This window comes from Halobaculum sp. P14 (assembly GCF_051195155.1).
Taxonomy (GTDB): Archaea; Halobacteriota; Halobacteria; order Halobacteriales; family Haloferacaceae; genus JBNTKA01.
The window spans coordinates 236,560-262,367 of record NZ_JBNTKB010000005.1 but is presented as its reverse complement, the minus strand read 5'-3'; the positions used below and the strand labels follow the sequence as shown (position 1 = coordinate 262,367).

23 protein-coding genes are annotated in these 25,808 nt (G+C 65.9%); 7 read left to right on the top strand and 16 right to left on the bottom strand.

What is annotated here, in order from left to right; genetic code table 11:
- Positions 1 to 299: 299 nt before the first annotated feature.
- The gene (locus ACQUS7_RS11620; RefSeq protein WP_435130093.1) at positions 300 to 536 is read right to left on the bottom strand and encodes a hypothetical protein; all 237 of its coding nucleotides are present in this window, start codon (positions 534 to 536) and stop codon (positions 300 to 302) included.
- Positions 537 to 728: 192 nt separating this feature from the next.
- Entirely contained in the window at positions 729 to 1,238 is a 510-nt protein-coding gene (locus ACQUS7_RS11615; RefSeq protein ID WP_435130096.1) for a hypothetical protein, read from the bottom strand.
- A 155-nt stretch (positions 1,239 to 1,393) separates the two neighbouring features.
- Here ACQUS7_RS11615 and ACQUS7_RS11610 point away from each other — a divergent pair, with 155 nt between their 5' ends.
- From ACQUS7_RS11610 to ACQUS7_RS11590, 5 genes are all read left to right on the top strand, one after another.
- Positions 1,394 to 1,591: a hypothetical protein gene (locus tag ACQUS7_RS11610; RefSeq protein ID WP_435147160.1), complete on the top strand. Its 198-nt coding sequence runs from the start codon at positions 1,394 to 1,396 to the stop codon at positions 1,589 to 1,591.
- Between the two features lie 36 nt (positions 1,592 to 1,627).
- Positions 1,628 to 1,834: a hypothetical protein gene (locus ACQUS7_RS11605; RefSeq protein WP_435130102.1), complete on the top strand. Its 207-nt coding sequence runs from the start codon at positions 1,628 to 1,630 to the stop codon at positions 1,832 to 1,834.
- Between the two features lie 252 nt (positions 1,835 to 2,086).
- Positions 2,087 to 2,506 (top strand): DUF362 domain-containing protein, encoded by a 420-nt coding sequence (locus ACQUS7_RS11600; protein WP_435147158.1) that lies wholly within the window; start codon positions 2,087 to 2,089, stop codon positions 2,504 to 2,506.
- A 4-nt stretch (positions 2,507 to 2,510) separates the two neighbouring features.
- Positions 2,511 to 3,332 carry an IS5 family transposase gene (locus ACQUS7_RS11595; protein WP_435147156.1) on the top strand — a complete coding sequence of 274 codons (822 nt, stop codon included), beginning with the start codon at positions 2,511 to 2,513 and terminating at the stop codon, positions 3,330 to 3,332.
- Between the two features lie 506 nt (positions 3,333 to 3,838).
- Entirely contained in the window at positions 3,839 to 7,744 is a 3,906-nt protein-coding gene (locus ACQUS7_RS11590; RefSeq protein WP_435147154.1) for a PAS domain-containing protein, read from the top strand.
- A gap of 200 nt (positions 7,745 to 7,944) precedes the next feature.
- On the opposite strand, the gene ACQUS7_RS11585 is transcribed toward ACQUS7_RS11590, so the two are convergent.
- The 10 genes from ACQUS7_RS11585 to ACQUS7_RS11540 all read right to left on the bottom strand — a co-directional run bounded on the left by ACQUS7_RS11585 (position 7,945) and on the right by ACQUS7_RS11540 (position 19,113).
- Positions 7,945 to 9,000 (bottom strand): tyrosine-type recombinase/integrase, encoded by a 1,056-nt coding sequence (locus ACQUS7_RS11585; protein WP_435130114.1) that lies wholly within the window; start codon positions 8,998 to 9,000, stop codon positions 7,945 to 7,947.
- Complete coding sequence (locus ACQUS7_RS11580; RefSeq protein ID WP_435130117.1) at positions 8,993 to 9,400, bottom strand: DUF5805 domain-containing protein; 408 nt, start codon at positions 9,398 to 9,400, stop codon at positions 8,993 to 8,995. Before ACQUS7_RS11580 ends, ACQUS7_RS11585 begins: the two co-directional genes overlap by 8 nt.
- Positions 9,401 to 9,602: 202 nt before the next feature.
- Entirely contained in the window at positions 9,603 to 10,007 is a 405-nt protein-coding gene (locus ACQUS7_RS11575) for a CBS domain-containing protein (protein WP_435147169.1), read from the bottom strand.
- 312 nt (positions 10,008 to 10,319) lie between these two features.
- Positions 10,320 to 10,829 (bottom strand): universal stress protein, encoded by a 510-nt coding sequence (locus tag ACQUS7_RS11570; protein WP_435147151.1) that lies wholly within the window; start codon positions 10,827 to 10,829, stop codon positions 10,320 to 10,322.
- 110 nt (positions 10,830 to 10,939) lie between these two features.
- The gene (locus tag ACQUS7_RS11565) at positions 10,940 to 11,833 is read right to left on the bottom strand and encodes a universal stress protein (protein WP_435147149.1); all 894 of its coding nucleotides are present in this window, start codon (positions 11,831 to 11,833) and stop codon (positions 10,940 to 10,942) included.
- A 114-nt stretch (positions 11,834 to 11,947) separates the two neighbouring features.
- Positions 11,948 to 13,564: an ABC transporter ATP-binding protein gene (locus ACQUS7_RS11560; protein WP_435147147.1), complete on the bottom strand. Its 1,617-nt coding sequence runs from the start codon at positions 13,562 to 13,564 to the stop codon at positions 11,948 to 11,950.
- The gene (locus ACQUS7_RS11555; protein ID WP_435130129.1) at positions 13,561 to 14,607 is read right to left on the bottom strand and encodes an ABC transporter ATP-binding protein; all 1,047 of its coding nucleotides are present in this window, start codon (positions 14,605 to 14,607) and stop codon (positions 13,561 to 13,563) included. The genes ACQUS7_RS11560 and ACQUS7_RS11555 overlap by 4 nt, the downstream gene beginning before the upstream one ends.
- Complete coding sequence (locus ACQUS7_RS11550; protein WP_435147144.1) at positions 14,607 to 16,046, bottom strand: ABC transporter permease; 1,440 nt, start codon at positions 16,044 to 16,046, stop codon at positions 14,607 to 14,609. The genes ACQUS7_RS11555 and ACQUS7_RS11550 overlap by 1 nt, the downstream gene beginning before the upstream one ends.
- Before the next feature lies 1 nt (position 16,047).
- Positions 16,048 to 17,109, bottom strand: coding sequence for an ABC transporter permease (locus ACQUS7_RS11545; protein ID WP_435130135.1), 1,062 nt, complete (start codon positions 17,107 to 17,109; stop codon positions 16,048 to 16,050).
- 96 nt (positions 17,110 to 17,205) lie between these two features.
- Positions 17,206 to 19,113 carry an ABC transporter substrate-binding protein gene (locus ACQUS7_RS11540; RefSeq protein WP_435130138.1) on the bottom strand — a complete coding sequence of 636 codons (1,908 nt, stop codon included), beginning with the start codon at positions 19,111 to 19,113 and terminating at the stop codon, positions 17,206 to 17,208.
- A gap of 185 nt (positions 19,114 to 19,298) precedes the next feature.
- On the opposite strand from ACQUS7_RS11540, the gene ACQUS7_RS11535 reads away from it, so the two are divergent.
- Both ACQUS7_RS11535 and ACQUS7_RS11530 read left to right on the top strand, forming a co-directional pair.
- The gene (locus ACQUS7_RS11535) at positions 19,299 to 20,267 is read left to right on the top strand and encodes a metallophosphoesterase family protein (protein WP_435147142.1); all 969 of its coding nucleotides are present in this window, start codon (positions 19,299 to 19,301) and stop codon (positions 20,265 to 20,267) included.
- A 6-nt stretch (positions 20,268 to 20,273) separates the two neighbouring features.
- Complete coding sequence (locus ACQUS7_RS11530; protein WP_435147139.1) at positions 20,274 to 21,233, top strand: carbohydrate kinase family protein; 960 nt, start codon at positions 20,274 to 20,276, stop codon at positions 21,231 to 21,233.
- A gap of 78 nt (positions 21,234 to 21,311) precedes the next feature.
- Here the strand turns inward: ACQUS7_RS11530 and ACQUS7_RS11525 are convergent, their stop codons facing one another.
- From ACQUS7_RS11525 to ACQUS7_RS11510, 4 genes are all read right to left on the bottom strand, one after another.
- A complete protein-coding gene (locus ACQUS7_RS11525) occupies positions 21,312 to 22,118 on the bottom strand; it encodes a BtpA/SgcQ family protein (RefSeq protein ID WP_435147137.1) in 807 nt (268 codons plus the stop codon).
- 232 nt (positions 22,119 to 22,350) lie between these two features.
- Positions 22,351 to 23,250, bottom strand: a complete 900-nt coding sequence (locus tag ACQUS7_RS11520; protein ID WP_435147135.1) for a hypothetical protein — start codon at positions 23,248 to 23,250, stop codon at positions 22,351 to 22,353.
- Positions 23,251 to 23,479: 229 nt separating this feature from the next.
- Complete coding sequence (locus tag ACQUS7_RS11515) at positions 23,480 to 25,180, bottom strand: hypothetical protein (RefSeq protein ID WP_435147132.1); 1,701 nt, start codon at positions 25,178 to 25,180, stop codon at positions 23,480 to 23,482.
- Between the two features lie 112 nt (positions 25,181 to 25,292).
- Entirely contained in the window at positions 25,293 to 25,739 is a 447-nt protein-coding gene (locus ACQUS7_RS11510) for a universal stress protein (RefSeq protein WP_435130153.1), read from the bottom strand.
- Positions 25,740 to 25,808 lie beyond the last annotated feature (69 nt).

Genomic DNA, 25,808 nt, shown 5'->3' with positions numbered 1-25,808 from the left:
CCGCCCTCCACCCTCCCCGCCGCCACCCACACGGCACCCCCGCACCCACACACTTCCACGCCTCACCACGCCGCCACAGCACCCCGCACCACTCCCCGACACCCGACCCTCACCTCGACGCTCCCCCGCACTCAACACTCCCCAGCCCGCCCAACCACACCCCCTGCACGTTACACACCGCGTTCCGGTCCCGCACACCACCGGATTTCGCGAAATAACCGCATCCGGTAGTGACTACTTCGTGGTTCGCCCGAACGACACGAGAAAATAGCGCAGCTGGCCGATATCGTAGGGTTCCGTTACTCCTCGTCTCCGAGTCGGACGCGGACGAACTCGTCGGTGACGTTCTCGACCTGTTCCGGTCGGACGTCGAGCGCGTCCACGTCCGGGTCCGACGCAGCTTCCATCCGGGATTCGACGTCCGTCTCCGGTTTGAGCCGCGCGGTCCCGTCTTCGATTCCGGTAATCTTCCCGAGCGGTTCGCCGTTGTAGTCGACGACCGGCATGCCGACCTCTTCCTGCGTGAAGTGCTCCATGTCGAACGGATGCTCGCGGCGGCCGGAAAAATCTACTCGCCGTCACCGGAATCGGCGTGGACTGACCGGCAGCGCTCGATGGGCGCAGTTCCGCCGGGCAAATGCTTATCGGGGTGAACCCTGTGGCTCACGTAACCCATGAGCAGCCTGGACGTGCTGGTTGTCGGCGGTTCGCCGCCGCGTTCGACAGTGTCACGGCTGCTCCGGCAGGAGCGCCCTGGGTGGTCCGTGACGGCGACGACCGCCGCCGACGCTGCGTCCGCCCTCGACGACGCCGACTTCGACTGTCTGCTCGCCTCCGGAAGCGACGCGGCGGGCGCAGCACCGGTCCGCGAACTCGTCCGGGGCGACGCGGGTCCGCCGCTCGTGGCGTGTCACTCCGACGGCGGCTTCACGCCGACCGAGGCCGTCGACGCCGGCGCGGCTGACGTCGTCGACCTCGCGGTCGTCGAGTCCGCGCCGGAACCGCTCGTGCGCCGAATCGAGGGCGTCGTTGCGAGCGACGCGGCTTCCGGCCGTGCCCGGTCGTCGGTCGCCGATGCGGACGCCGAAATCCCCGACCTGCTGTCGACGCTCGTCGACTGCGACGACGAGTTCAGCGCGGCGCGGTTCGCGGTGGAGACGCTGGTCGACCTGGTGTCGGCGGACGCCTGCGTCGTCTGCGCGGCCGAAGACGGAAGGTTCCGGCCGCGCGCGGCTCACGTCGAGGGGTTCACCGACGCCGAACTGCGCGGGACGGACGCCGGCCCTCCGGGGAGTCGTTCGCGGACGGCGTCTTCGACCCGGCGTCCGAGGACAACGCGGTCCGCGTCGTCTTCGTCGACGGCTCGACCGCGTCGAGCGTCGCGTCCGACCTCGTGTCGTCCGGCAGCGTCGCCGCGCTCGCCGCCGACGGCGAGTCGGTCCGCGAGACGTTCGTTTCGCTCGTCATCTGCGGGCGCGCCGTCGAGCCGGCGATGCGGCTCGCGAGCCACTACGGCGACCTGGCGGAGCCGCCGGTGGTCGTCGGCAACGCCGGCTTCTCGTTCGAGGACACCCACTTCCTCCCCATCTGACTCCGGGAGGGCGACGGCGCCACGTTCGACCTGACCGTGGAGTCGCAGTCCGTCGAGCCCGGCGGCATCTACATCACGCGGGGGTTCGTCGACTCCGAACTCTGGGGCGTCCCCACCGACGGAACCGTCTCCGGCGAGCAGCTCAGCGAGTTCCTGCACCGCGAGACCGTGACGCCGTTCGACGTCGACGGCGAGTTCCACTGGCCGCAGGACGTCGACGGCCTCCTCTACCCGTTCGTTTGAGCCCGCCGTCCGGCCGCGGCGGCCGGCTACGGCTCAGACGCGTTCGAACATCTCCGCCGGCGTCTCTACGACCTCGCCGTCCTCGTGCCGCAGGTGCCGCGCGGGCAGAACGTCCTCCGTCAGGGACTCTGAGAGGCGCTCTTCGACCGTCTCCCCGCGGACGCGCTTGCGCGGGAGCGTGACGTCGCCCGTTTCATCGACGTTTCGCCAGTCACCAATTATTCCTTGTGGCGGCTCGCAGCGCGGTCGGGCGTGCAGCGGTGGAGTCTGCTCTCGGTGTTGCGCCCGGCGAATACCCTTTTGCCGTTCTTCCGCGACAGCGGACCCATGGAGAGCACTGTCTCGCTCGTCTGCGGCGACGACCGGACGTCGAACGTCGCGGCCGCCCTCGACCGGGTCTGCGACGACGTCGCGGCCGCGCTCCCCGCCGACGCCGACGTCGTCGTCAAGCCGAACCTCGTGAAGCCCCGGCCGCTCGCGTGCACCCACGTCGACACCGTCGACGCCGTGCTGTCGTTCTTCGAAGAGCTCGGCGTCGCCGAGTTCACGGTCGCCGAGTCGTCGGCAGCCAGAATTTCCGCAGGCATACTAGCAGCGTATTCGTCCCGTTTCCTTATATTGACCGGCTCTGTTGAAATCCTCAGAGAGTTACAGGTTCGCCCGGTAGTTTGACTGGATGCAGGCCCTCCCGAAGTCGCGGTTACTCCGGTTTGTTGAGCAGGCGTATCACTTAGCTCGGCGAGCTGTCGCTCGGTACTCCTCGAAGTTCTCGAAACGCCGGTACACACTCCACCAACACATCGTTCTGCTGTGTCTCAAGGTTCGGAAGAATACGACGTACCGAACGCTTCTCGACGAACTCATCGAGATGCCCCGGATTCGGAGAGCCATCGACCTTGAGGAACTCCCGTCGCCATCAACGCTGTGTAAAGCGTTCAACCGACTCAATATGGCTGTCTGGCGTGTCCTTCTCAATCTCTCGGTCACACTCCTCCCGACCAACGGCGTCGTCGGGATCGACGCCTCCGGGTTCGACCGAAGCCACGCCTCGAAGCACTACACGAAGCGAGCGAAGTTGACGATTCAGCAGTTGAAAGTCACGCTTCTCGTAGACACGAGGTCGAACGCGATTCTCGACGTACACGTGACGACGACGCGAAAACACGATTCGCAGATTGCGCCGTCGCTCATCAAGCGAAACACCGGAGAAGTAGCGATTCTCCTCGGCGACAAGGGATACGACGACCAGAAGATTCGCGCGTTAGCCCGTGAAACTGGTGTTCGTCCGCTTATCAAACACCGCGAGTTCTCGTCACTCCACAAAGCGTGGAATGCTCTACTGGATGCCGACCTCTATGGTCAACGGAGTCAAAACGAAACAGTAAACTCTCGCTTGAAACGGAAATATGGCGCTTTCGTCCGCTCACGGCATTGGTGGATGCAGTTCCGTGAAATTGTTGTCGGCTGTCTCACTCACAACCTCGACAAAGCACTCTAAACGTACAATATAAGGAAGCTTCTCTCAAGTCCCCGAAATTTCTAGCCTATTGAACTGGCGCTTATAAAGAACCACCAAGAGACCGAAGCCGATGAGTGCAGCGAGTATCCCGGGAACAAGATAGACGATGTTTGGGGAGCAACTGCCGCCCGCACCAGCAGGATTCGCACACATTTGGCGCTGGTAGGCGTACCAAATTGCGATACTCCCGCCGAAGATACCGAGTGCGCCCATGGCCTGTAGAAGTCGTTTTCTCATAGTCGTGGATTCAACGCACGGTACCAAATATCTTGTAGACGGACAATTGCCGGTTTGACCAATGCGCAGCTCAACCAACCTGGTTCAGTAGGAAAGTTGTCGAGCTAATAGGATTTCAACAAAGCCTATTGACCGACATACCACAACTCCCTCGATTATTGCGCTTTTCAGTCGTCAGCGACTTCGATAGCCCACGAGAGTGTCTCGCAAAAATATTTAACCAGTTAGACAGTCAAATCTCTGTAACTGTGCTCGGTACTACTGACGAACTGGACGATCCACTCCGCGTCCTCTACGTGAACTCCGATCCCGCGTTCGCGGAGTTGGTTCAAACCAAACTCCAACAGACGAGTACCGAGATCGACTGTATACCTGCCGACGGTATCGACGGAGCACTGCACCATCTTGCTACGGAACGAATCGACTGTATTGTAACGGCGTACTCGCTCGAAGATTCCGACGGTATCGGGCTTACGGAGTCGATTCGCCAGCAGAACGACGATATCCCGATACTCCTCTTTACTGGACAAGGGAGTGAAGAAATCGCGAGCAAAGCGACTCGTGCCGGCGTCTCGGACTACATCCCAGTCCGATCGGAGCGTGATAACTTCACACTACTCGCGGCCCGCATTCGAACGCTCACGAAGGCTGCTCGTAAACAAACGGAGGCCGAGCAGACCAAACGGCGCTTCCGACGAACGCTCGAGCGCGCAACTGACGCGATTTACGCCGTCGACAGCGACTGGCGCATCGAGTATATGAACGGGAAAATGGCCGAGCGAGTCGACCGTGACCCGGACGCAGTCGTCGGACGAAGCATCTGGGAAGAGTTCCCGTCGATCGTCGGAACGGAACTCGAAGACAAGTATCGAACGGCGATGGAGACTGGTGAACCAGTATCGTTCGAACAGCATCTGGAAGAGCCATTCGACTACTGGGTCGAAGTGCGAGCGTTTCCAGAAGACGACGGGCTGACCGTCTTTTCGCGTGAAATTACTACCGAGCGAGAACGGGAACTGAAGCTAGAGCGCAGTGACGCGATTTTGGAGAACATCCACGACGTCGTGTTCGTCCTCGACGAGCAAGGTGATATCGAGTTCGCGAATACGGCTGCAAAGTGGTTGCTCGCTGGAGATCAGTCGGCCCAGCTCACAGGACAACAGCTCGAAACGGTCGTCGGTGACCGCGTTAGCAATTCCGATATAACGCGATTCTCCCAGGCAGTCGAATCGACGCTCGACGAGATCGAGAGCGATGGTGGGTCCACCGGGTTGTACGATGCAGACCTCCAACTCGACGTCGTGGCCGGGACCAGCGAGCGGACATTCGACGTCCGAGTAGCCCCGTTTCAGAGTCCCAAAAGTAAGCAGGTGCTCGTTGTCGCTCGAGACGTGACCGAACAAAGCGAGGTAAGGCGCCAATTGGAACGAGAGCGGGACGCACTCCAGGACCTCCAGGCGGTCATGGCAGAAAGCGATGTCTCGGCCGAGTCGCGCCTCCAGAATCTCCTTGAAGTCGGTTGCCAGACGCTCGGGCTCGAAATCGGCATCATCTCGCGGATTGAGGACAGCGACTACACGGTCGAAGCAGTGCATGCACCAGAGGCTGATATCGAAGCTGGCGATCAGTTCGATCTCGAATCGACGTACTGTGCGGAAGTCGTCGGCACGGATTCGGTCTGTTCGTTCGTCGACGCCGTTAGCGACGGGAAAGAGACGCATCCTGCCTACCGTGAGTTCGAGTTAGAGTCGTACATCGGCGTGCCACTCGTCGTCGATGACACGCGGTACGGAACCGTCAATTTCTCGAGTCCGACGACACGAGTCGCGCCGTTCGGAGCGCTCGAACGAACGTTCGTCGAGCTGGTCGCACAACTCGTGAGTACCGAACTCTCGCGTCGTCGTGACCGTGCCGAACTCGAACGTCAGGGGTTCCTCTTCGACCGCGTTCAGGACGTCGCAAACATCGGTATCTGGGAACTCGTCCCATCGAGCGGCGAACTCACCTGGTCTGACGGGGTCCGCCAGATCCACGGCGTCGACGAAGACTACGAGCCCTCCCTCGACGGCGCAATCGAGTTCTATCACCCCGACGACAGAGAGACGATTACCGAAGCGGTCGACCAGGCAATCGAAGATGGGGAGCCCTACGACCTCGACCTCCGAATCGTTCGACCCGACGGCGAGGTGCGTGACGTTCGGGCGTGGGGGGAATACGTTGAGGACACACCACGGGGTGACTCAGTACTTCGAGGCGTTTTTCAGGACATCACGGAGCGAGAAGCGGAACGCCGGAAGCATCGAGAACTCGCGGAGGAATACGAGGCGTTGCTCGAAACGTCCGGGGACGCGATATTCTTGCTCGACGTCGATACCGCTGGTGAGGACCCATCATTCGAGTTCGCCAGACTCAGTCCCGGATACGAGTCACAGACCGGACTTACAACTGAGGAGGTCCGCGGCAAGACCCCACGAGACGTGTTTGGCGACCAGGAGGGTGCTGAACTCGAGGCCAATTACACTCGTTGCGTCGATCAGGGTGCCCCAATCTCGTATCGCGAAGAACTCGACATCGGTGACGGTGCTCAGTTCTGGGACACCAGCCTCGCACCGGTCGTCGTCGATGGCGAGACTGTTCGAATTGTGGGTATCGCTCGAAACGTCACCGAGCAGGTCGAACGAGAGCGCGAACTCGAGGCGACGAACGAGCGACTGGAATCGCTCATCGGGGCCACGCCACTCACCGTCATGGAAATCGACACCGATGGCAACGTCATCCGTTGGAATGACGAGGCCGAGAATATGTTCGGCTGGTCGCGAGACGAAGTGCTTGGCGAGTCCAATCCGATTGTTCCGGACGAGCAGCAGGAAGAGTTCGCCTCACACAAGCAGCGCGCCTTGAGTGGCGAGCGGATTCGGGCGAAGGAGATACGGCGAGAGACGAAAGACGGAGACGAACTGGACCTGCTCTTGTCGGTCGCGCCGATTACAGATGTCGACGGGGAAGTCACGAGCATCCTTGCCGTCTTAGAGGACATCACCGAACAGAAAGAGTTAGAAGCTCGCCTTCGATCGCTTCAGAATACCGCACAGCAGCTTAGCGGCGCTGAATCAAGCGACGAGATCGGAGCGATTGCCGTCGATGCCGCGGCTGAGATACTGGACCTCGATGTCACCGGGATCTGGGAATACAACGAGCGAGAGGACGCGCTCGTTCCGATCACGGAAACGGCCGCAGCACGAGACCTGTTTAGCGAGTCTCCCCGGTTCACTCCTGGAGACGGCCTTGCTTGGGACGCGTTTGAGTCCGGAGAAACTCAGGTATATGATGATGTCCAGGCTGAGGGGCAACCCCACAATCCGAACACAGAGATACGGAGTGAGATTCTCGTCCCACTGGGTGAGTATGGGCTCATGTCGACGGGGTCAGTTTCCACGCAGGTCTTTTCTGAGATGGACGTCGACCTGTTCCGGATTCTCGGTGCGACTGTCGAGGCAGCACTCGCACGAGCGAGCAGGGAGGAAGAATTACATCGACAGAACGAGCGACTCGACCAGTTCGCGAGCGTCGTTGCCCACGACCTTCGGAACCCCCTATCCGTCGCAAAGGGATTCCTCGATATCGCAGCGGAGACCGGGAACGCGGAGCACTTCGAGAAAGTAGAATCCGCACACGACCGAATTGAACGACTCGTCGAGGACCTCCTGACGCTGGCACGTGGGGAGACGAAGATCGAGGATGCGGAAGAGATCGACCTCGAGAGTATTACGACGGAGGCGTGGGGATACGTCGATACTGAGGAGGCGACGCTTTCAGTTGCAGATGGAATTCCGACAGTCACCGGGGATGCAGGGCGGCTGACCCAACTCTTCGAGAATCTCTTCCGAAATGCAATCGAGCACGGTGGTGCCGATGTCACGGTGACCGTGGGTGGATTAGACGGAGACGATGGATTCTACGTTGAGGATACCGGCAGCGGGATTCCCCAAGAGAAGCAAGAGGACGTGTTCAAACACGGCGTCACGTCCAGCGAGGGGGGAACCGGGTTCGGGCTCTCGATTGTGGCCGACATCGCGAAGGCGCACGGTTGGACAGTTTCGGTGACAGACGGAAGCAATGGCGGGGCACGGTTCGAGTTCAAGCGGTCGAAATAGCACCCGTTGTCAGTGAGCAAACCGTGCCTGCGGTCTATGCATTGAGAGAACCAGTCTCTACTATTGATTCGAAATTCTTCCGTATAGCGATATACGATTCATCAGTCTGTCCAGGGACACCGCGGCCAAAATGTGTCGTCATCCCACCGACACGAACTGTCGGAAAATTCCGAGAAAACGCCTCGGTTCGAGGGCGCGGCTCAGACGCCGAGCGAGTAGATGTTGGCTTCGTACGTCTCTCGGACGTTGTCCCCCCAGTTGTGGGTGTAGGTGTCGATGATGTCGTCGGCGACGTCGCCGCGGAGGTACTTGACGACGCCGCGCTCGCCGGTGCGGTCGCGGAGATGCGTCGTGAAGAAGTGCCGGAAGTAGTGCGGCGTGACGTTCTCGGCGGCGCCGGCGCCCTGCTCGTACCACCCCATCTCGGTCGCGTGCTCGCGGACGACGCGCTGGACCTGCTCCGGGGTGAGCCGCTCGCCCCACCCGCTCGCGGTGCCGACGAACAGTGGCTCGGCCCGGGAGAGCGCGTCCGGGCGGACGGCGAGCCACCGCAACAGCGTCCGCTCCAGTTCGGCGTCAACTGGGACCACAGTCCCGCGTTTCCGCTTGTTCGACGCCGTCCGCTCCTCGCCGTTGTACCGTTCGCCGACGGTCGGTTCCGCGGCGACGTACAGCGAATCCGGCCGGCCGTCGAGCTGTGCACGGCCGCCGAGCGCGTAGCCGTCGACGTCCCGGGACAGCGTGAGGTCCCGGAGGTCGAGGTTGCAGAGCTCGCCGACGCGCATCCCGGTTTTCAGCAGCGTCACCACGAGCGCCCGCTCCAGCGGATGCCGGATTCCGTCGACGAACGTCCGCATCTGCGGCACCGAAATCTCGCGCCGCGTCGGGTCCGTGTCGATGCGTTCGTCGAGTTCCTCCATCACGAGCGCCATCGGGTTCGCGTCGAATGCGCCGACCTGCGTCATGTACGCGAAAAACCGGTGGAGGTAGGCGGCGTACGTCGCGACCGTCGAGTCTCCGAGCTCGGAGTCGCGACGGAGTTCGTGGACGAACGCCATGCAGTCGCGGTGAGACGCCGCAGCAGGGGCCACGGGCTCGCCGCGAGGGTTGCGGTCCCCGTCGCCGAGGAAGTCGTCGAATCGGCGCAGAACCCGGTCGTACTCCCGACGCGTCCGGTCGCTCTTGCCGTGGAACTCCATGTCCTGAAGGAAGTAGCCGACCGGGTCGTCGGGGTCGACGGCGTCCGCGCTACTCATCGGTCACCACGTAGCCGCCGTCGCGACCGCTGTACCGAACCGTCCCGTCGTCCTGCAGGTCCGCCATGGCCTCGTCGAGCCGGTCTTCGAGGTCGCCGGCGACAGCCTCGAGCAGGTCGTCCCACGACATGGCACCACGCTGACGGAGAACCCCGAGGACGCGGTCTTCGAGGCCGCCACCCCCAGGGTCTTCCCCTTCAGAACCGTGCTCCGTTTCCGCGGCCTCGCCGCCGGACTCGTCGGCGTCGAGGTTCAGGTCGTGCCGGCCGGCCTGCACCATCGTCCGGACGAACTCCGACTGGCTCATCCCGAGGTCGTCGGCGTCGCTGACCCACTCGGCCTTCTGGTACGCCGGAAGCCGCACCCGGACCTCCGTCCGTTCGGTGTCCGCATCCGTCATACCATCGGCGACGACCTCCGGCTACTTCAATTCCACCGAAAATAGTCCTATCTCACTAAGACTGGAGAGTGTGTCTAACAATGCGCTGTTCTTCTCCACTCGATATTGTCTTTCGTCTTGGCTTCCACTGTACCACGCCTTTCTCGACAGCTTCGATGACGCGGTTTCCTGTCTTTCAAAACCGGCTGCCTCGTCGCGGTGGTCACGCCGGGCTGGGCGTCTGGACCGTCGAGATGTACGACGTGAGGTCGGTGGTCGTGATCATTCCGATGACGGTACCGTCGTCTTCGACGACCGGCATGTGGTGGATGCCGAGTTCGACGAGTCGGTCGGCGACGTTTCGGATAGAGTCGCCGGCGGCGGCGGTGGTGACGTCGACGCTCGCGTACGCGGACACCGGGGTCTCGTCTTTGGGTTTGCGCTCCGCGACGATCTTGACGAAGTCCGTCGTCGTCAGGATGCCTTCGAGTTTCTCGTCTTCGTCCACGACGACGACGGAGCCAATGTCGTTGTCCAACAGTACCCGTGCGGCTTCCTCCACGAGTGTGTCCGGCGTGACCGTGTGAACGTCGCTGGACATGAGCTGGGCCACGAAAATATCGTCAATATCGTCCATACGCACACCGGGCGCGGCGGCGTGATAAGACTTATCGTGCCATCTTCGGCTCCCTCACCGGAAACTACGCATACGCCCAACAACCCGACCGACGGACTAGCGATTGGCGCCGGTTTTCCGGTTGTAGCGCCGCAGATTCGACGAATCCGGAGAACGATTCCTAAGTAGAACTCGGAACCGAGTACGTATTTGTGATTGATGCGAGACCAATAAACACCATATCGCGATATCATCGCGGGCGCGGATGTTGGGCCTCAGGGAACCGATACTACCCCGGGAAGACCCGGTGCCAGCTGCGTTCGGTTACTCCGGGAGGTAGAAGTCGGATTTCGGGCTTCTGTGCGGAGAGGCGTTCCGGAGCCGCGCGACCTTCGCGGGTCTACGGTGCCGGACGATGACGACGTCGTACGAGTCGTCCGCAGCGACGCCGCGGCCGACGCTGCTCACCGTGGAGACGACGTGTCCGGCGTTCTCGCTGCCGACGAACACCATCGACGCGTCCTCGGACTGAGCGAGGCTACGCACCCGGCTGGCTATCGTCCCGGCGGGCGCGTACCGGTCGACGAACTTGTGTCTGAAGTCGGCGCTGGGACACAGGTCTGTCACCTGGCTGTGCAGCGTCGCCACGACGGCGTCCCTGTCGAACGACTCGTCCGGGCCGAGCCAGCCTCGCGACCGCGCGTAGTCGACGTTGCCGTCCGGGATAACGCTCACCGCCAGGACGTCCTCTTCGAAGACGGCGCCGAACTCGGCGGCACGGACCAGCGCGGCCTCCGCGAGTTCCGACCCGTCGAACGGAACGAACAGAGTCATACCGGTGGCAGGGGCCGAGCGGAGAAAAAGCCGCCTCAACGTTTTCACGCCGCAGGAACGACAGAACCACCGGCCAGTAGCGGGTCGCTCAGTTCCCGTCCGTGTCTGCGTCAGTTCTCGGTGCGGTCACGGGCGTTCACCGCGAGCACCGGCTGTTCGGCGTGCCGGACGACCCGTTCGGTGGTGCTGCCGAGGAGGTACCTGTTCAGTCCGGTCCGGCCGGCGGTCCCCATCGCGACGAGGTCCACGTCGTTGTCGTCGGCGTACTGGACGATGTCCCGCGCGGGGTGGCCCTCCTTGACCGCCGTGGTCGCTTCGAGGCCGGCGTCGCGTGCTCGGTCGGCGACCGCCTCGGTCGCCGCCTCGCCCTGCGAGCGAAGCTCCGAGAGCAGTTCCGCCGGCACCGTGTAGTCCGGCGTGGCGCCGAGTCCGCCGACGTCGACGACGTTCACGGCGTGGACGCGAGCGCCGGTTCGCCCGGCGATTTCGAGGCCGTGGTCGACGGCGGCCGCCGCCGGCTCGCTGCCGTCGGTCGGGATGAGCAGGTCGTCGTAGTCCGAGGCGCTGCTCCGCTCGGTCGCGCGGACCGTGAGCACCGGGGCGTCCGCGAGCCGGATGACGCGCTCGGTGACGCTGCCGGCGACGTAGCGTCTGACCCCGGTCCGGCCGTGCGTCCCCATCGCCAGCAGCTCCGCGTCGTGCTCGGCGGCGTATTCGAGGATGGCTTCGCTCGGCTCGCCCCGGAGCACTGCCGTCTCCACCGCCTCGGCGTCGTCGAGCAGCGACTCGATTTCGCCGACCGTTCGCTCCCCTTCGGATTCGAGTCGGTCGACGAACGCCTCGTCGACGCCGCCGGCGTCGAACGCGCCGCCCGCCGCCTCGACGTCGACGACGGTGACGACGTGGATGGTCGCGTCGAACGTCCGCGCGAGGTACCGTGCGTGCTCCGCGGCCCGGACGGCGTGGTCGCTGCCGTCGGTCGGAACGAGAATCGTGTCGTACATCTCGATTCGCACGTGGAACCGCGCCGGCATAAACTGAGGCGCCGATTCCGAGTCGGCGCCGCGACGACGGGTCGAATCGAGTCTGCGTCGGCGTCGGTCGGATTCGGCGTCGGCTCAGTCGGTGCGACGGCCGAGCCGTCGGTCGATGACGTCGTCGGGGTCGTCGTACTCGGCGTCGTGGCGGACGCAGCGACTCGTCCGGCCGCCCTCGAGGACGTGCGCCTCGGGGTGTTCGCGGTTGCAGACCGACCCGAACGCTTCTCGGAGGACCGCTGCGGCCTCGGCGTCCTCCCCTTCCCGGGCGAAGTCGACGGCGTCCTCGACGGCCGTCCGCGCTTCGCTGTCGAGAGTGACGTCGCCGAACAGGTCCTCGTACGTCTCGTCGATGTCCTCGACGTTGACGGACAGCCCGATTGCGCGCTTCACGCGCTCTGTGACGCCCGAGTCGGCCTGCGCGCGCTCGCGCAGCACCGTGTGGAGTTCGTCGAGCGCGTCCCACGTCTCCTCGGGCAGCGACTCGAACTCCGGCGGCCGAACCTTGGCGGGGCAGCGCGTCACGAACGGGCAGCCCTGCGGCGGGTCGCGCGGGCTCGGCGGCGTCCCGCGCAGCGTCACCCGGTCGCGGTCCGTTCCGGCGATGCTGCCGGGAATCGCCGACAGCAACGAGATGGTGTACGGGTGCTGCGGGTCGTCGTACAGCGCCTCGGTCTCCGCGAGTTCGACGACGTTGCCGAGGTACATCACGGCGACGCGGTCGGCGATGTGCCGGACGACCGAGAGGTCGTGCGCGATGAACAGGTACGTCAGCCCGAGCTCCTCCTGGAGGTCTTCGAGGAGGTTGATGATGCGCGCCTGCACGGAGACGTCGAGCGCGGACACCGGTTCGTCGAGCACCATGAACTCTGGGTTGAGCGCGAGCGCGCGGGCGATGCCGATGCGCTGGCGCTGCCCGCCGCTGAACTGGTGCGGGTAGCGGTAGTAGTGCTCTTCGCGCAGCCCGACCTGTTCGATGAGGTGGAAGACGCGGTCGCGACGCATCGCCTGCTTCGACTTCTGCACCTGAATCGACACGGAGACGGTGCCGCCGGCCTCGCTGACGTCGACGCGGAGGTCGTCCGCGGTCAGCGGCGCGTCCGGTTTCACCGACGGCGACCCGGTGGCTTCGCCCGCCGTGTCGACGTGGACGGTGACGTCCGCCTGTTCGTCCGGGCCGGCCCGGCCGACGCCGCTCCCGTTGACGGTCGCGTCCGTGGCGCCCTCAACGCGGACGGCGAGGTGCGGCCAGCCGTGCGCGTCGAGCGGCTCGCGGATGATTTCTCCGACGGTCATCCGGTCGTTCAGGCTGGAGTCGGGGTCTTGGAACACCATCTGGGCGTCCCGCTGCCACTCGCGGAGTTCGGCGCCCGACAGCTCCGCGACGTTCTGGCCGTCCGAGTGGACGTCGCCGTCGGTGGCGTCTTCGAGCCCGAGTATCGTGCGGCCGAGCGTCGTCTTCCCGCAGCCGGATTCGCCGACCAGCCCGAGCGTCTCGCCGCGCTGAATGTCGAGGTCGACGCCGTCGACGGCCTTCACGGGCTTCCCACTGAGGAACTCGTCGCCGCCGTAGTACTTCTTCAGGCCGCGCACCTTCACCAGCGTGTCGTCGCCGCCGGCGCCGCCGGCCGACTGCCGCGTCGCGTGGCCGTCCGCCTCGGCGTCTGCGCCGGTCGGCGTGTCGTCGGAGCGGCTCACAGGCCCTCACCTCCGCTGACGGCGGCGTCGCCGTCCCGCTGGCCGGTCGGGCCGTCGGCGCTGTACTCCGCGTCGTACCGGTCGTCGTGGAGCAGACACGCCGCGGTGTGCTCGTCGCCGACCGCGACGTGTTCGGGGTGTACCGATTCGCAGGCGCCGAACGCCTCCGGGCACCGCGGCGCGAACCGGCAGTGCGTCGCCTGCTCTGTCGGCGTCGGCACCTCGCCCTCGATGGTCGGGAGGCGGTCGCCGCGCCCGGTTCGGCCCGGGATGGACGCGAGCAGCCCCCGCGTGTACGGGTGCTGCGGGTTCGCGAACAGTTCGTCGGCCGGCGCCGTCTCCACGATTTCGCCGGCGTACATGACGTTCACGCGGTCTGTGGCTTCCTCGATGACGCCCATGTCGTGTGTGATGAACAGGATGGAGAGGTCCTCCTCGGCCTGGAGTTCTTCGAGCAGTTCGAGAATCTGTGCCTGAATCGTTACGTCGAGCGCCGTCGTCGGCTCGTCGCACACCAGCAGGTCGGGGTCGCACGCCAGCGCCATCGCGATGACGGCCCGCTGCCGCATCCCGCCGCTGAACTGGTGCGGGTACTCGTCGACGCGCCGCGGCGCGTCAGGAATCCCGACCTCCTCGAGCAGCCGAACCGCCTCCTCGCGGGCGGCCTGTCCGCGGAGTCCCTGGTGGATTCGGAGCGCCTCCCGAATCTGGTTCCCGACGGTGTACACCGGGTTCATCGAGTTGATGGGGTCTTGGAACACGATGGCGACGTCGCCGCGGTGGCGGTCCCAGTTGTCGTCGGTGAGTTCGTCGCCGCGGAACCGAATCGACCCGGACTCGATGACGCCCGGCGACTCGATGAGCCCCAGGATGGAGCGCGCCGTCACGGACTTCCCGGAGCCGGATTCGCCGACGATGCCGACGGTTTCGCCCTCGCGGACGGTGAAGGAGATGCCGTCGACGGCGCGAATCGTCTCCTTGTCGGTGTGGAACACGGTGTTGAGGTCCTCGACGGTCAGCAGCGCCTCCTCCGAGCCGGCCATCACGCACCACCTCCGCGGCCGGCGGCGCCGCCCTCGGCGCTGTCCGACTCGGGGTCGATCGCGTCACGGACGCCGTCGCCGAGCGCGTTGAACCCGGTGACGACGAGCGTGATGAGCAGCCCGGGGATGAGCGAGATGTGCCACGACGGGCCGCCGACGTAGTTCTGTCCGGCGTTGACTGCGCGGCCCCACTCGGGCGTCGGCGGGTTCACGCCGAGCCCGAGGAACGACAGCCCGGCGATGGCGATGATGGCGCCGCCGAGCGTCATCGAGCCGTAGATGAGCAGGTAGCCGGTGATGTACGGGAACATGTGTTTTTTCATGATTTTGGCGGGCGACTGCCCGAAGCTCTTCGCCGCGTCGATCCACTCGCGTTCGCTGACCTGCAGCGCGGGGCCGCGTAACGACCGCCACATGTACGGCCAGCCCGTCCCGGCGAAGATGAGCGCCAGCAAGAACGCGCCGCTGTACAGGTTACCGACCCACGTTCCGCCGAAGACCACCGTGAGCATGATGAGTAACAGCAGTCTCGGCAGCGCCATGATGGAGTCGGAGACGAGGACGAACGCGAGGTCGACGGCGCCCTTGTAGTACGCCGACAGCAACGCGAACGTCGTCGCGATGACGGCGCTGAGCCCGACCGAGAACAGCCCGATGATGAGCGAGATGCGCGCCCCTGCGGCGATGAACGTGAACAGGTCCTTCCCGGAGGGGAGCGTCCCGAACGGGTGGAACCGGCCGTAGTCGTCGTAGCTCCAGACGCCGACGTTGTTGTCGGTGCCGACGGACCGCGAATTGATGTTCGCGGAGTAGACGTTGATGGTTTCGACGCTGTTCGACTCGGTGCTCCAGTAGTTTATCTGGTGGCCGGCCGGGTTCTGGAGGTTCTGTTCGACGGTGGTCGGGCCGAGCGCTGGCGCGAACACCGCCATCACGATGAACATGAACACGACGACCAGCCCGAACAGCCCCCACTTGTGGCCGCGGAGCCGGTTCACGATGTCGTCGCGCGGCGTCCAGTCGGCGACGCGGTAGTGCGTACGGTACCAGGTGTAGCCGACCCAGGCCCACGCGAGCAGCGCGAACGAGTACAGGTAGACGACGGCGACGCGGACCATCCACGCCTGCGCGGGCGCCAGCCCGAGGAACGTGTTCACGTAGCGCGACCCGTTCCAGTAGCCGCCGTTCGGGATGACCTGCCGGGAGAGCAGCGTCGGAATCTCGGTCGTCGCCTTCGAGAACGCCTTCACGACGCCCGGGTCGTACGCGAACGGGAGCGCCTTCACGAGGTCGACGGCGAGCGTCCCGACGAAGTGGACGAACGCGCCGGCTTCGAGCAGCAGCAGGAACGCGGCGACGGCGACCCAGACGACCGCGGGCCGCGGCGTGGCCGCGACGCGGTCGCGGAGCGTCGTCGAGGTTGGTTCGGTCACCGCCATGTCAGGCCTCCTCGTAGCCGACGCGCGGGTCGATGAGCGTGTACAGCAGGTCCTGTGCGATGTTGATGACGAGCATCATGACGATGAAGACGAACATGAGTGTGCCGACGAGCGGGAGGTCCCCCTGGATGGCGGCGCGGAAGAACAGCCACCCCATGCCCTGAATCCCGAAGACGGACTCGACGAGGACCGACCCGCCGATGAGCAGGAACGCCTCGCTCGTGATGATGGGGACGAGCGGGACGAGTGCGTTCCGGAAGATGTGCTTCCAGACGAGCGCGCGGTTCGAGACGCCTTTCGCCTTCGCGAGGTCGATGTACTTCTCGCTTCGCGTCTCCAGCACCGCGGTCCGGCCGATACGCATCTCGTTGCCCATCGACGCCGAACCGAGGACGAGCGCCGCCGGCAGTATCTTCTTGATGGCGGTGAGCGTCTCCATCGGCTTCGTGAAGAACGCGAGCGGGTTCCCGTGCATGTAACTGAGCTGCGGGTTCCCGGTGATCGCGTCGATCGGAATGAGGAAGGCGTCCCACGAGATGGAGACGCCGATGAGCGACTTCGTGATGGCTTCGGAGCTGATGAGCACCGACAGCAGCATGACGGCGAGCCAGAAGTTCGGCATCGCGCGCCAGACGATACCGGACAGCGAGGCGATGTAGTCGGCGAGCGAGTTCGAGTTCAGCCCGGCGTAAAAGCCGAGCGGAACGCCGATGAACACGGCGACGACGACCGACCAGAAGCCGAGCCACAGCGTCCGCGGCAGGAAGTCCATGACGAGCGCGTTCACGTTCGACCCGGGGTACAGCAGCCACGTCTGGCCGAGGTCGAGCATGAACAGGTCCGTCATCCAGTCGACGTAGTGCGCAAGCGGCGGCCGGTTCAGTCCGAGCTCTTCTCGTGCGGTCTGGTAGAGCTGTTTGTTCTGCGGGTTCGCGCTACTGAGGACGTTCGCCGCCGGGTCGATCGGCCCCATGAAGATGACGTACCAGGTGATACTGGTACCGAGCCACAGCACGGGGATCGACATGAGCAGGCGTTTCGCCAGGTATCTCCATCGACTCATTGTAATGGCTTGTGTAGATCGCCGAGGGTACCGGTTGTTACGAACCGGCTCGAAAAACGTTACCGAATCGGGACTCGTCGCCGACGCGACCCGGAGTTATCGCTGCAGCTCCAGCCGGTTGAACGTCTGGTTCTCCATGGCGCCGTACATCCGGACGTCGACGTCGTCGTACCAGAGCCGCTGGGACACCGTGTGGACCGTCGGGAGTTCCTGAACGGAGGCCCAGTTCATCTCCTCGATGATGGTGTACGCCTTGTTCCGCTTCTGCTGGGCGGCCGTCCCGGGGCCGGTGTTCGGCTGGTAGTACTGCGTCCAGGCGTTCCGGGCGGTGTTGACGTATTCGTCGTTGTGGTGCCCCGAGTCGCCGCCCCAGCGCGTGAAGGCGCTGGAGGGGTTGCCGGCGTGCAGGAACCGGAGGAAGTTGTCGGACTCCGGCCACTCCATGCCGTCGCTCAGCGTGAAGAAGTCCATCGTCCCCTTGATGGCCTTCGAGATGATGGTGCCGAAGTCGGCCTTCTGAATGGTGATGTTGATGTGGGCGGCGCGGGCCTTGTCGCGGACGCGCTTGGAGAGCTGGTCCACGGCGTTGTTGCCGCTCTCCACCGTGAACTCCATCTCGTACATGTTGTCCTGCGAGTAGCCGGCGTCCTCCATCACCTGCTTCGCGGAGGCGATGTCGGACGTGCCGATGCCGTACGGGTAGCCGTCGGCGCCGAACTCGGTTTCCGAGCGGAAGCCGCTCTTGGCGTGCTTGTCGTAGTTCGCCGTCGGCTCCTCGCCCTCCTTGTGCATGTACACCGGCGGCGGCGTCAGGTGGTACGCGGGCTGTGCCAGCCCCTTGTACAGGTCGTCGGCGATGGACTGCTGGTTGATGATGTACGCGATGGCCTGCCGTGCCGGGCGCTCGACGTTGTCGCAGTTGAACACCAGATACCGCGTGTCGAGCGTCGTCGCCTGGCCGTAGTGGACGACGTCGCCGTTCTCCAGTTCGTACCGGCCGGTTTCGTAGTCGCCTTTCGTGCTGTCGATGACGAGCCGGTCGGGCTGGAACTTCGACGTCGGCATCCCGTTTTCGAGGATGTCGAGGTTCCCGTTCTTGAACCGCTTGAACCGGGTGCTCTCGGAGCTGATGACGGTGTACGAGATGTTCTCGATGTTCGCGGTCTCGCCGTGGTAGTCGTCGTAGGCGGTGAGCAGCAGTTCGTCGCCTTTCGTCCACGTGTCAACCTGGAACGGGCCGGTCGCGACGAACTTCGGGCCGTCGCCGGACGTCGAGAAGAACTCGTCATAGTCCCACTTCCCGTCGTACCCCTCGATGTCGCCGACGGCGTTCTCGGGGAGCACCGCGAACGCGCCGCCGGAGATCTGCGAGATGGCGGCGTGGAACGGGGATTCGAGCGTGAACGCGAACTCGTAGTCGCTCTTCGCCTCGACGGCGAGCGACCCGGACTTGTAGTTCTCCAGGCTCTCGCTCGTGTTGCCCTCGTGGGCGATGGTGAACGTCCCGCCGATGATGTCGTCTTTGTTCCGGCTCTTGTCGGAGCCGGCGAGTCGCCGCCACGAGTAGACGAAGTCGTGGGCGGTCAGTTCGGAGCCGTCGTGGAAGGTGACGCCCTCTTTCAGCGTGAAGGTGTACGTCTTGCCGTCCTCGGAGACCGTGTAGTCTTTGGCGAGGTTGGCGACCGGCGGGAGGTCGCCGTTCTTGAACTTCATCAGCATCTCCGAGTACTGCGGCCAGCCGGCGCCGGAGCCCTTCGCGACGATGGGGTCGAGCGTCTGGAACGGGCCGGGCGACGCCATCCGGAGCGTCCCTTTGGGGCCGCCGGCCTTCACGGGCTCACCGATCTGCTGGGGGGTCGGCGTCGAGTCGGTCGAGCCGTCGTCGGAGGCGCTTGTCGGGGTCGATTCCTGATTCGGTTGGTTGCCGGAGCAGCCCGCGAGCGCCGCCGCTGCGCCCGAGCCAGCCACGGTGAGGAAGCGTCGACGAGTAGTGCCGTCGGACATCGGGTGGAAAGGACTGCGCAGGCGACAAATAGCTTTCCATCCGCACGCCTGTGGGAGTATCCACCGCTATATAGGCCTCAATCTATGCACGTTTGTGGCTTTCTATCACGAATTTCCGAAATAATCGCTATCCGCCGACGTGCTGCGACCGTGGAGGTTTTGACGGTCGACGCGCAGTCACGCACATGGCCTCCCCCCTCGACCGCGACGCCGTCCCGAGCGGGTCCCTCATGGCTCGCCTGAACCGCCCGCGAACCGACCGGTCCACGCGGCTCGCAGTCATCGCCGACCCGCACCTCTCCACGCGGCAAGAGGGAACCTCGAAGCTGTTTCACGACACCGAACGGCACGTCGCGAACGCCGTCGCCGACATCGCCCGCCGCGACGTCGACGCGACGGTCTGCGTCGGCGACATCACGAAGGACGGCGAGCGCTGGAACTTCGACCGGTTCGACGAACTCGTCGCCGACCTCGACGCGCCGTTTTACTCCATCCCCGGGAACCACGACGTCCCGAAGCGCGGCTACGACCACGACAACCTCCCGGTCAGCGAGTTCGCCGACCGGTACGCACCCGACGGCCAGTCCTTCCCGTTCCACGTCGAAGTCGGCGGCGTCGACCTGCTCGGCCTGAACACGGCCGGCAGCGAGGAGTTCCTGTACGACTCCCACGCCGGCCGCGTCACCGACGACCAGCTCGCGTGGCTCGACGAGACGCTGCCCGAGACGGAGACGCCGGTGGTGCTCGCCCACCACAACCTCCCGTCCATGTCAGAGCAAGTCCACGAGCACCGCGACCTCGCAGAGCCCGACATGGAGATTCCGCCCGAGATGGAGAACCCCGAGGAGTTCGTCGACCTGCTGAACGCCCACGACGCGCCGCTCGTGTTCACTGGGCACCTCCACCTGCCGTCGGCGGTCCGGGAGGGGAGCGTCCGCGAACTGATGGCGCCGACCACCTGCTCGTTCCCGCAGGGCTACCTGCTCGTCGACGTCGGCCCCGACGGCACCGACGTCCGGTTCGTCCCCGTCGCGGACTTCGAGGGGATGGTCGACGGCTTCCGCGAACGCGCCACTGACTCCGTGACCGCGCGCGGACTCACCGGGATGGCGGCGGTCCGACTCGCCCACTTCCCGCTCGTGGACGAACGGTAGGCCGCGATGACGGACCTCGACGTCGTCGCCGTCGGCGCCGCCGCGCTCGACCGGCAGTACCTCGTCTCGAACCTCCCGGAGCCGGACGGCGGCGCGTACGCGGACGGCGTCGAGGACACCTTCGGCGGCGTCGCCGCCAACGTCGCCACCGGCTGCGCCCAACTCGGCCGCGACGCCGGCATCCTGACGCGACTCGGCCGCGACGACGTCGCCGACCGAGTGCTCGCCGACCTCGACGACGGCCCGCTGGACACGGCCCGCGTCAGGCGGAAACCCGGAACCAGCACGCACTGCATAGTTCTCCGCGACGGCGACGGAAAACGGAGCATCGTCACCGCGGGCGACTCGGTGAAACGGCTCCGCCTCGACGAGGACGACGTGTCGTATCTCGCGGCCGCCGACGTCGTGTTCGTCACCGCGTACGCGCCCGACCCGGTCCACCAGACGCTTCTCTCGTGTGCGCGAGGCGAGCGGCCCGCGGGTGCGCCGGCGGACGGCTCGTTCCCGCCGGTCGTGTTCGACCTCTCGGGGCCGCCCGCCGAACTCGACGGGCGCGGCGCCCGCCCGGGCACCGTCGACGACTGGCTGGACGCCGCGGCGCTTGTCGTTGTCGGCGACGTCGCCGCCGCCGGCCACTTCGGCTGTACCGGCCGCGACGCCGCCGCGCTCCTCGCCGAACGCGGGGCGGACCGCGTCGCCTCGACCGCCGGCGACGACGGCGCGACCCTCGTCGACGGTGACGGCCTAGTCGACGTGCCGGCGTTCGACGTCGACGCGGTCGACGAAACGGGGGCCGGCGACGCGTACGCCGCCGGCCTGATTCACGCGTGGCTCCTCGGTGACCGCACGGCCACGGAGGCAGGTCGAGTCGCCGCGGCCGCTGCGGCGTGCAACTGCACCGAGGCGGGCGCCCGCGGCGGCCAGCCGACCGCCGACGAACTCGAGTCGTTCCTCGCGGTCCGCTGACCGCTCCGATTCCCGCTCCCCTCCTGCGGTTTCTTTCCGGCCAGCGTCCCTCGTCAGACCCGGTGACTCTGTCGTCGGTTACTCGGTCGCCGCGTCGACGAGTTCGCGGACGCGAGCGGTCGACACCGCTGCGTCGACGTCGCCGCCCTCCTTCAGTGCCGTGCCGACGATGACGCCGTCGGCGTACCGGAGCAGTTCGCCGACCGACTCGGCGGTCACGCCGCTGCCGACGAACAGCGGCACGTCGAGGCCGTACGCCTCCCGGCGCTCGGCGGCGCGTCGGAGGTCGGATTCGTCGACGGCGGCGCCGGTCCCCGGGCCGCTGACGATGACGGCGTCCGCGAGGCCGCGTTCGACGCCGTCGGCCATGGACTCCGCGGTGAACTCGTCGTCGGCGAGCGCCGCGGAGTGTTTCACGTCGTGGTCGGCCATGATTGCGACGTCGGCGTCGAGACGGTCGCGGAGCCGAACGGTCTCGTGTGCCCGCCCCTCGATGACGCCCTGGTCGGTGACGCGAGCGCCGGTGTGGACGTTGACGCGGACGTAGTCCGCTCCCGCGGCGGCGGCGGCCGAAATCGCGGCTTCACCGTCGTTCCGGAGGACGTTCACGCCGACCGGCACGTCCACCTCGTCGACGACGGCGGTCGCGGCGCGCGTCATCGACGCGACGACGTGCTTCGGGACGTCGTCCGGGTAGAACGGGGCGTCGCCGAAGTTCTCCACCATGACGCCGTCGACGCCGCCGGCGTCGAGCGCCCGCGCGTCCCGACGCGCTCGTTCGAGCAGTTCGTCGAACGACCCGTCGAACTTCGGCGCTCCAGGGAGCGCGGGGAGGTGGACCATGCCGACGACTGCCTGGTCGGTGCCGAACGTGGATTCGAGCATGCCCCCCGGTTTCGACGGCCTCCGTGAATCAGTGCCGATTTCTGACGAATTCAGTCGGAATAGAGAGGTCACATATCTGGTCTGCCACGACCAATTACACCTCATGTCGCTATACACAAATCGGGGAGGGGCGCCGAATCCCGTTCTTTCAGAGTTCGGCGTGCACAGAGCTGGATGCGGAGGAATACAGTCAGAACGGAAGCCGCCAGCCGTCGTGGGGCGAAGCCCGCAGTCAGTCGGCGCTGATCGCGGTGTCGACGCCGACGGCGAGCGCCTCGCGGAGCGCGTCGGTTTCCGCGGTCGCCTCCGCCTGATTTTCGAGGACGACGGTCTCGCTCGGGAACAGGTCGTCGCCGAGCACGAGTCCGTGCTCGCGGGCCGTGCCGCCGGTGACGGTGAGGTAGACGCCGAGGCCGACGTCGGCGATGGCCGCTTCCTCTTCGACGCCGTCGTCCGGGTAGACGAAGTCGACGCCGTCCAGCGCGTCCGTCCCGATGACCGCTTCGACGAGCCGTTCGTACCGCGGGGAGATGCAGAGGTCGCCGTCGTACTCGGCGACGAACGACCGGTCGAGTTCGGCGCCGGACGGAAGCAGTTCGGGCCGCGCCATCAGCGTGTGGTAGACGGTGTCCCCGAGCCCGGTGACGACGCGGACGTCGGTGTCGCGCGGATCGATGCGGGCGTTCACCGCCGACAGGTCCGAGACGCCGTCCGGGCGCAGCGACACGACCTCTTCGAGCACCAGGTCCGCCGAGTCGACGCCGAGTGCGAACTCGTGGGTGCGGAGCGCGCGGAACGGCTCCTCGCGGCCGACGAGCCGAACCGGGGTGCCGTCGACGTCGACGACGGCGGAGTCGAAGACGACGCGCCGCGGATGCGACTCGCGGTCGTCGCGGATGAGCGTGTACTCGGCTCCGCCACCGTCGGGGTCGCTGTACGCCGCGAGCCGGTCGTACACGCCGCTGTCCGCCGACTGCGACCCCTTCGTGACGGCTTTCTCGTAGCGCAGCGTCGAGGAGACGTCGTCGGCGAGCGCCGCGGCGTCGTCGCCGCCGACCGCGGCGAACCGCTCGAGGGCGGCCTCCAGCGGCCGGCCCTTCCGCGGCACCGCGACCGACACGGGTTCGGTCATTACCGACCGAACGTGGCCGTCGCTCAAAAGCGGCGCGCTTCCCACAGCGCCCCCGAATCGGACCCAGGTAACTCCGCTCTCGGTACGGCGGCAATCGACCTCTACGTCAGGTCCGCCATCGGTCCGAACGAGTTCGAGCCGCGTCCAACGAATCCGCGGCTGGAGAGTGACGAACGAAAATACGAAGACGCCGCCGGTGTTCGGAGACGCGTTTCTTCCTGTCGGCTGCTCACTCCTCGTCTTCGTTCTCGGCGCCCGAGCCGCCCGGACCGAACACCGACGAGAGCCGGTCGCGGAACTCCTCGAAGTCCTCCAGTTCCGCGCGGAGTTCGGCGACGTCGGCGCGGAGTTCGCCGACCTCGTCGTCGACGGACGCGGACAGCGACTCCACCTCGGTTTCGAGGCTCTGCATCGACTCGCGGACGTCCGCGACCGCGTCGTCCTCTTCTGCGAGTTCGTCGGCGACGTCGTCGACCTCGGCGCGGAGTTCCGCGATGGACGCCTCGAGGTCCTCCGCGGTCTCGTCGAGGTCGTCCTCCCACGAGGAGACGTCGTCTTTCAGTTCGTCGAGGTCGCCGTGGATGTCCTCGCGGTCGGACTCCGCGGCGGCGACGTCGGCTTCGACCGCGTCGAGTTCCGTCTCGACTTCGTCGACGGTCTCGCCGAGCGACTCGACGTCCTCGCGGAGGTCGGCCATCCACTCCTCGCCGGTGCCGTTCTCGTCGATGAACTCCTCGAGCGCGTCGGTGTACGCCGCGAGGTCCTCGAACTTCGACTGCAGCCGACTGATGCGGACGTCGACGCTCGTCGAGTGGTCGCTCGTCGAGCGGTCGAGTTCGAGCTCCTCTTTCAGCGTCTCGCGGTCCGCCTCCGAGACGTTCCCGGCGCGGAGTTCGGCGGCGAGCGCCGCCGCGACGCTCTCTGACTCCGCCGCGCCAGCGCCGGCACCGGCCGCGACTCCGCCGGGCTCGGCTTCTACGGACGGCTCCGGCGCCGTTTCGGCTTCCGCTTCGGCCGCCGCTTCCGCTTCTGCTTCCGCCTCCTCGCCGTCCGCTTCCGGCGCGGCCGCCGCTTCCGCCTCCTCGCCGTCCGCTTCCGGTGTCACTGCCTCCGATTCGGCCTCGCTGCTGGCGGTTTCCTCGGCCGGTTCGGCTTCTTCGGTTTCCTCTCCGGGGCTGCCGAGGCCCGCAAGCGGGTCCGGCGCCTCGGCCGCTCCCGATTCGGCCTCCGCGTCCGCCTCGACTTCGGCCTCGGCCGCTGTCTCCGCCTCTGCTTCGGCCTGTTCGTCGAGCGCCTCCGCGATGGCGTCGTCGCCGGCGCCGAGTTCCTCCTCCGCGGCAGCGAGGTCGAGCGGGGAGCTCTCTTCGTGTTCTCCGTCCGCAGCGGCGGCCGATTCGGCCTCGACCTCTCCGCCGACGCCGTCCGCCGCGTCCTCGGTCGCCGCTGCCGCGTCGGCTTCGGCGCCCGGAACGGACTCGCTCTCGCCGGAGAGTACGTCGCGGACGACCTGCGAGGAGTCCTCGCCGATGACGTCGGCGACGTCGCCGACCGGGTCAGCGTCCTCGTCGACCTCCTTGACGTCCGGTTCGCCGAGGAAGTTCTGGCCCTCCTCGGGGTCGTCAGTGCGGATGCCGTACACCGTCGTGACCTCCTCGCCGGGTTCGAGTCGTCGCCGGTACTCGACGCGGTGGTCCTGGTAGGCGGTCCAGTGTTCCGACTCGAACTCCGGGTGGAACCCGACGCGGTCCATCGGGAACTCCTCCGGGATGTCGTCGACGAGCTGGAACTCGGCCGGGTCGTCGCGCTCGGACCGGAGCGTGAACTTGATCGCCGGCACCGGGAACTGGTCCGCCTCGAACTGCTTTTCGACGGTGACGCCGTCGGATTCCACGACGACGACGCCGTCGTCAGTGTCGGGGCCCTGGCTCATGCGTACACCCAATCGGAGTCACGGTAAAAACCCAGCGGGCAAATTATCGCGGCGGGCACACCGGCGGTTCAGCGTCGCTACCGGACGAGAACTACCGCGCCGCCGTTCGGGTTCACTCGGTGACGACGGTGACCGGTTTCCCGGCGTCGAGGATGATGCGCTGTGTGTCGTCGCCGAACAGCGCCTTCCCCGCCGGCGAGCGTCTCGCGCCGGCGATGAAGATGTGGTCACAGCCGCGTCGCTCCGCCTCCGTCAACACGGTGTCCGCGCGGTCGCCGACGCTGCCGACGGCTTCGTACTCCACGTCTAGTCCGTCCAGCACTTCGCGGCCGATGTCGCCCGCGTAGCTCCGCGCGCCTTCGACGGCCTGCCCGACGGTGTACGTCGAATCGCCGCCGGTGACGCGCTGTAACTGCTCGCGCTGCTCGTCGTACTCGTCCTCGTCGGTGACGTGCAGCAGCGTCAGTTCGGCGTCGACGCCTTCGGCGAGCTTCCCGGCCTCCCGCGTCAGCGTCTTCGCCGTCTCCGTCGGGCCGACGACCGCGAGTGCGTGGTCCATGACGCCGACGTAACGAAGCCCCCCGGCAAAAACCCGGTGGTCAGCGCGGCGCTCCGTAACCGAGTCCGG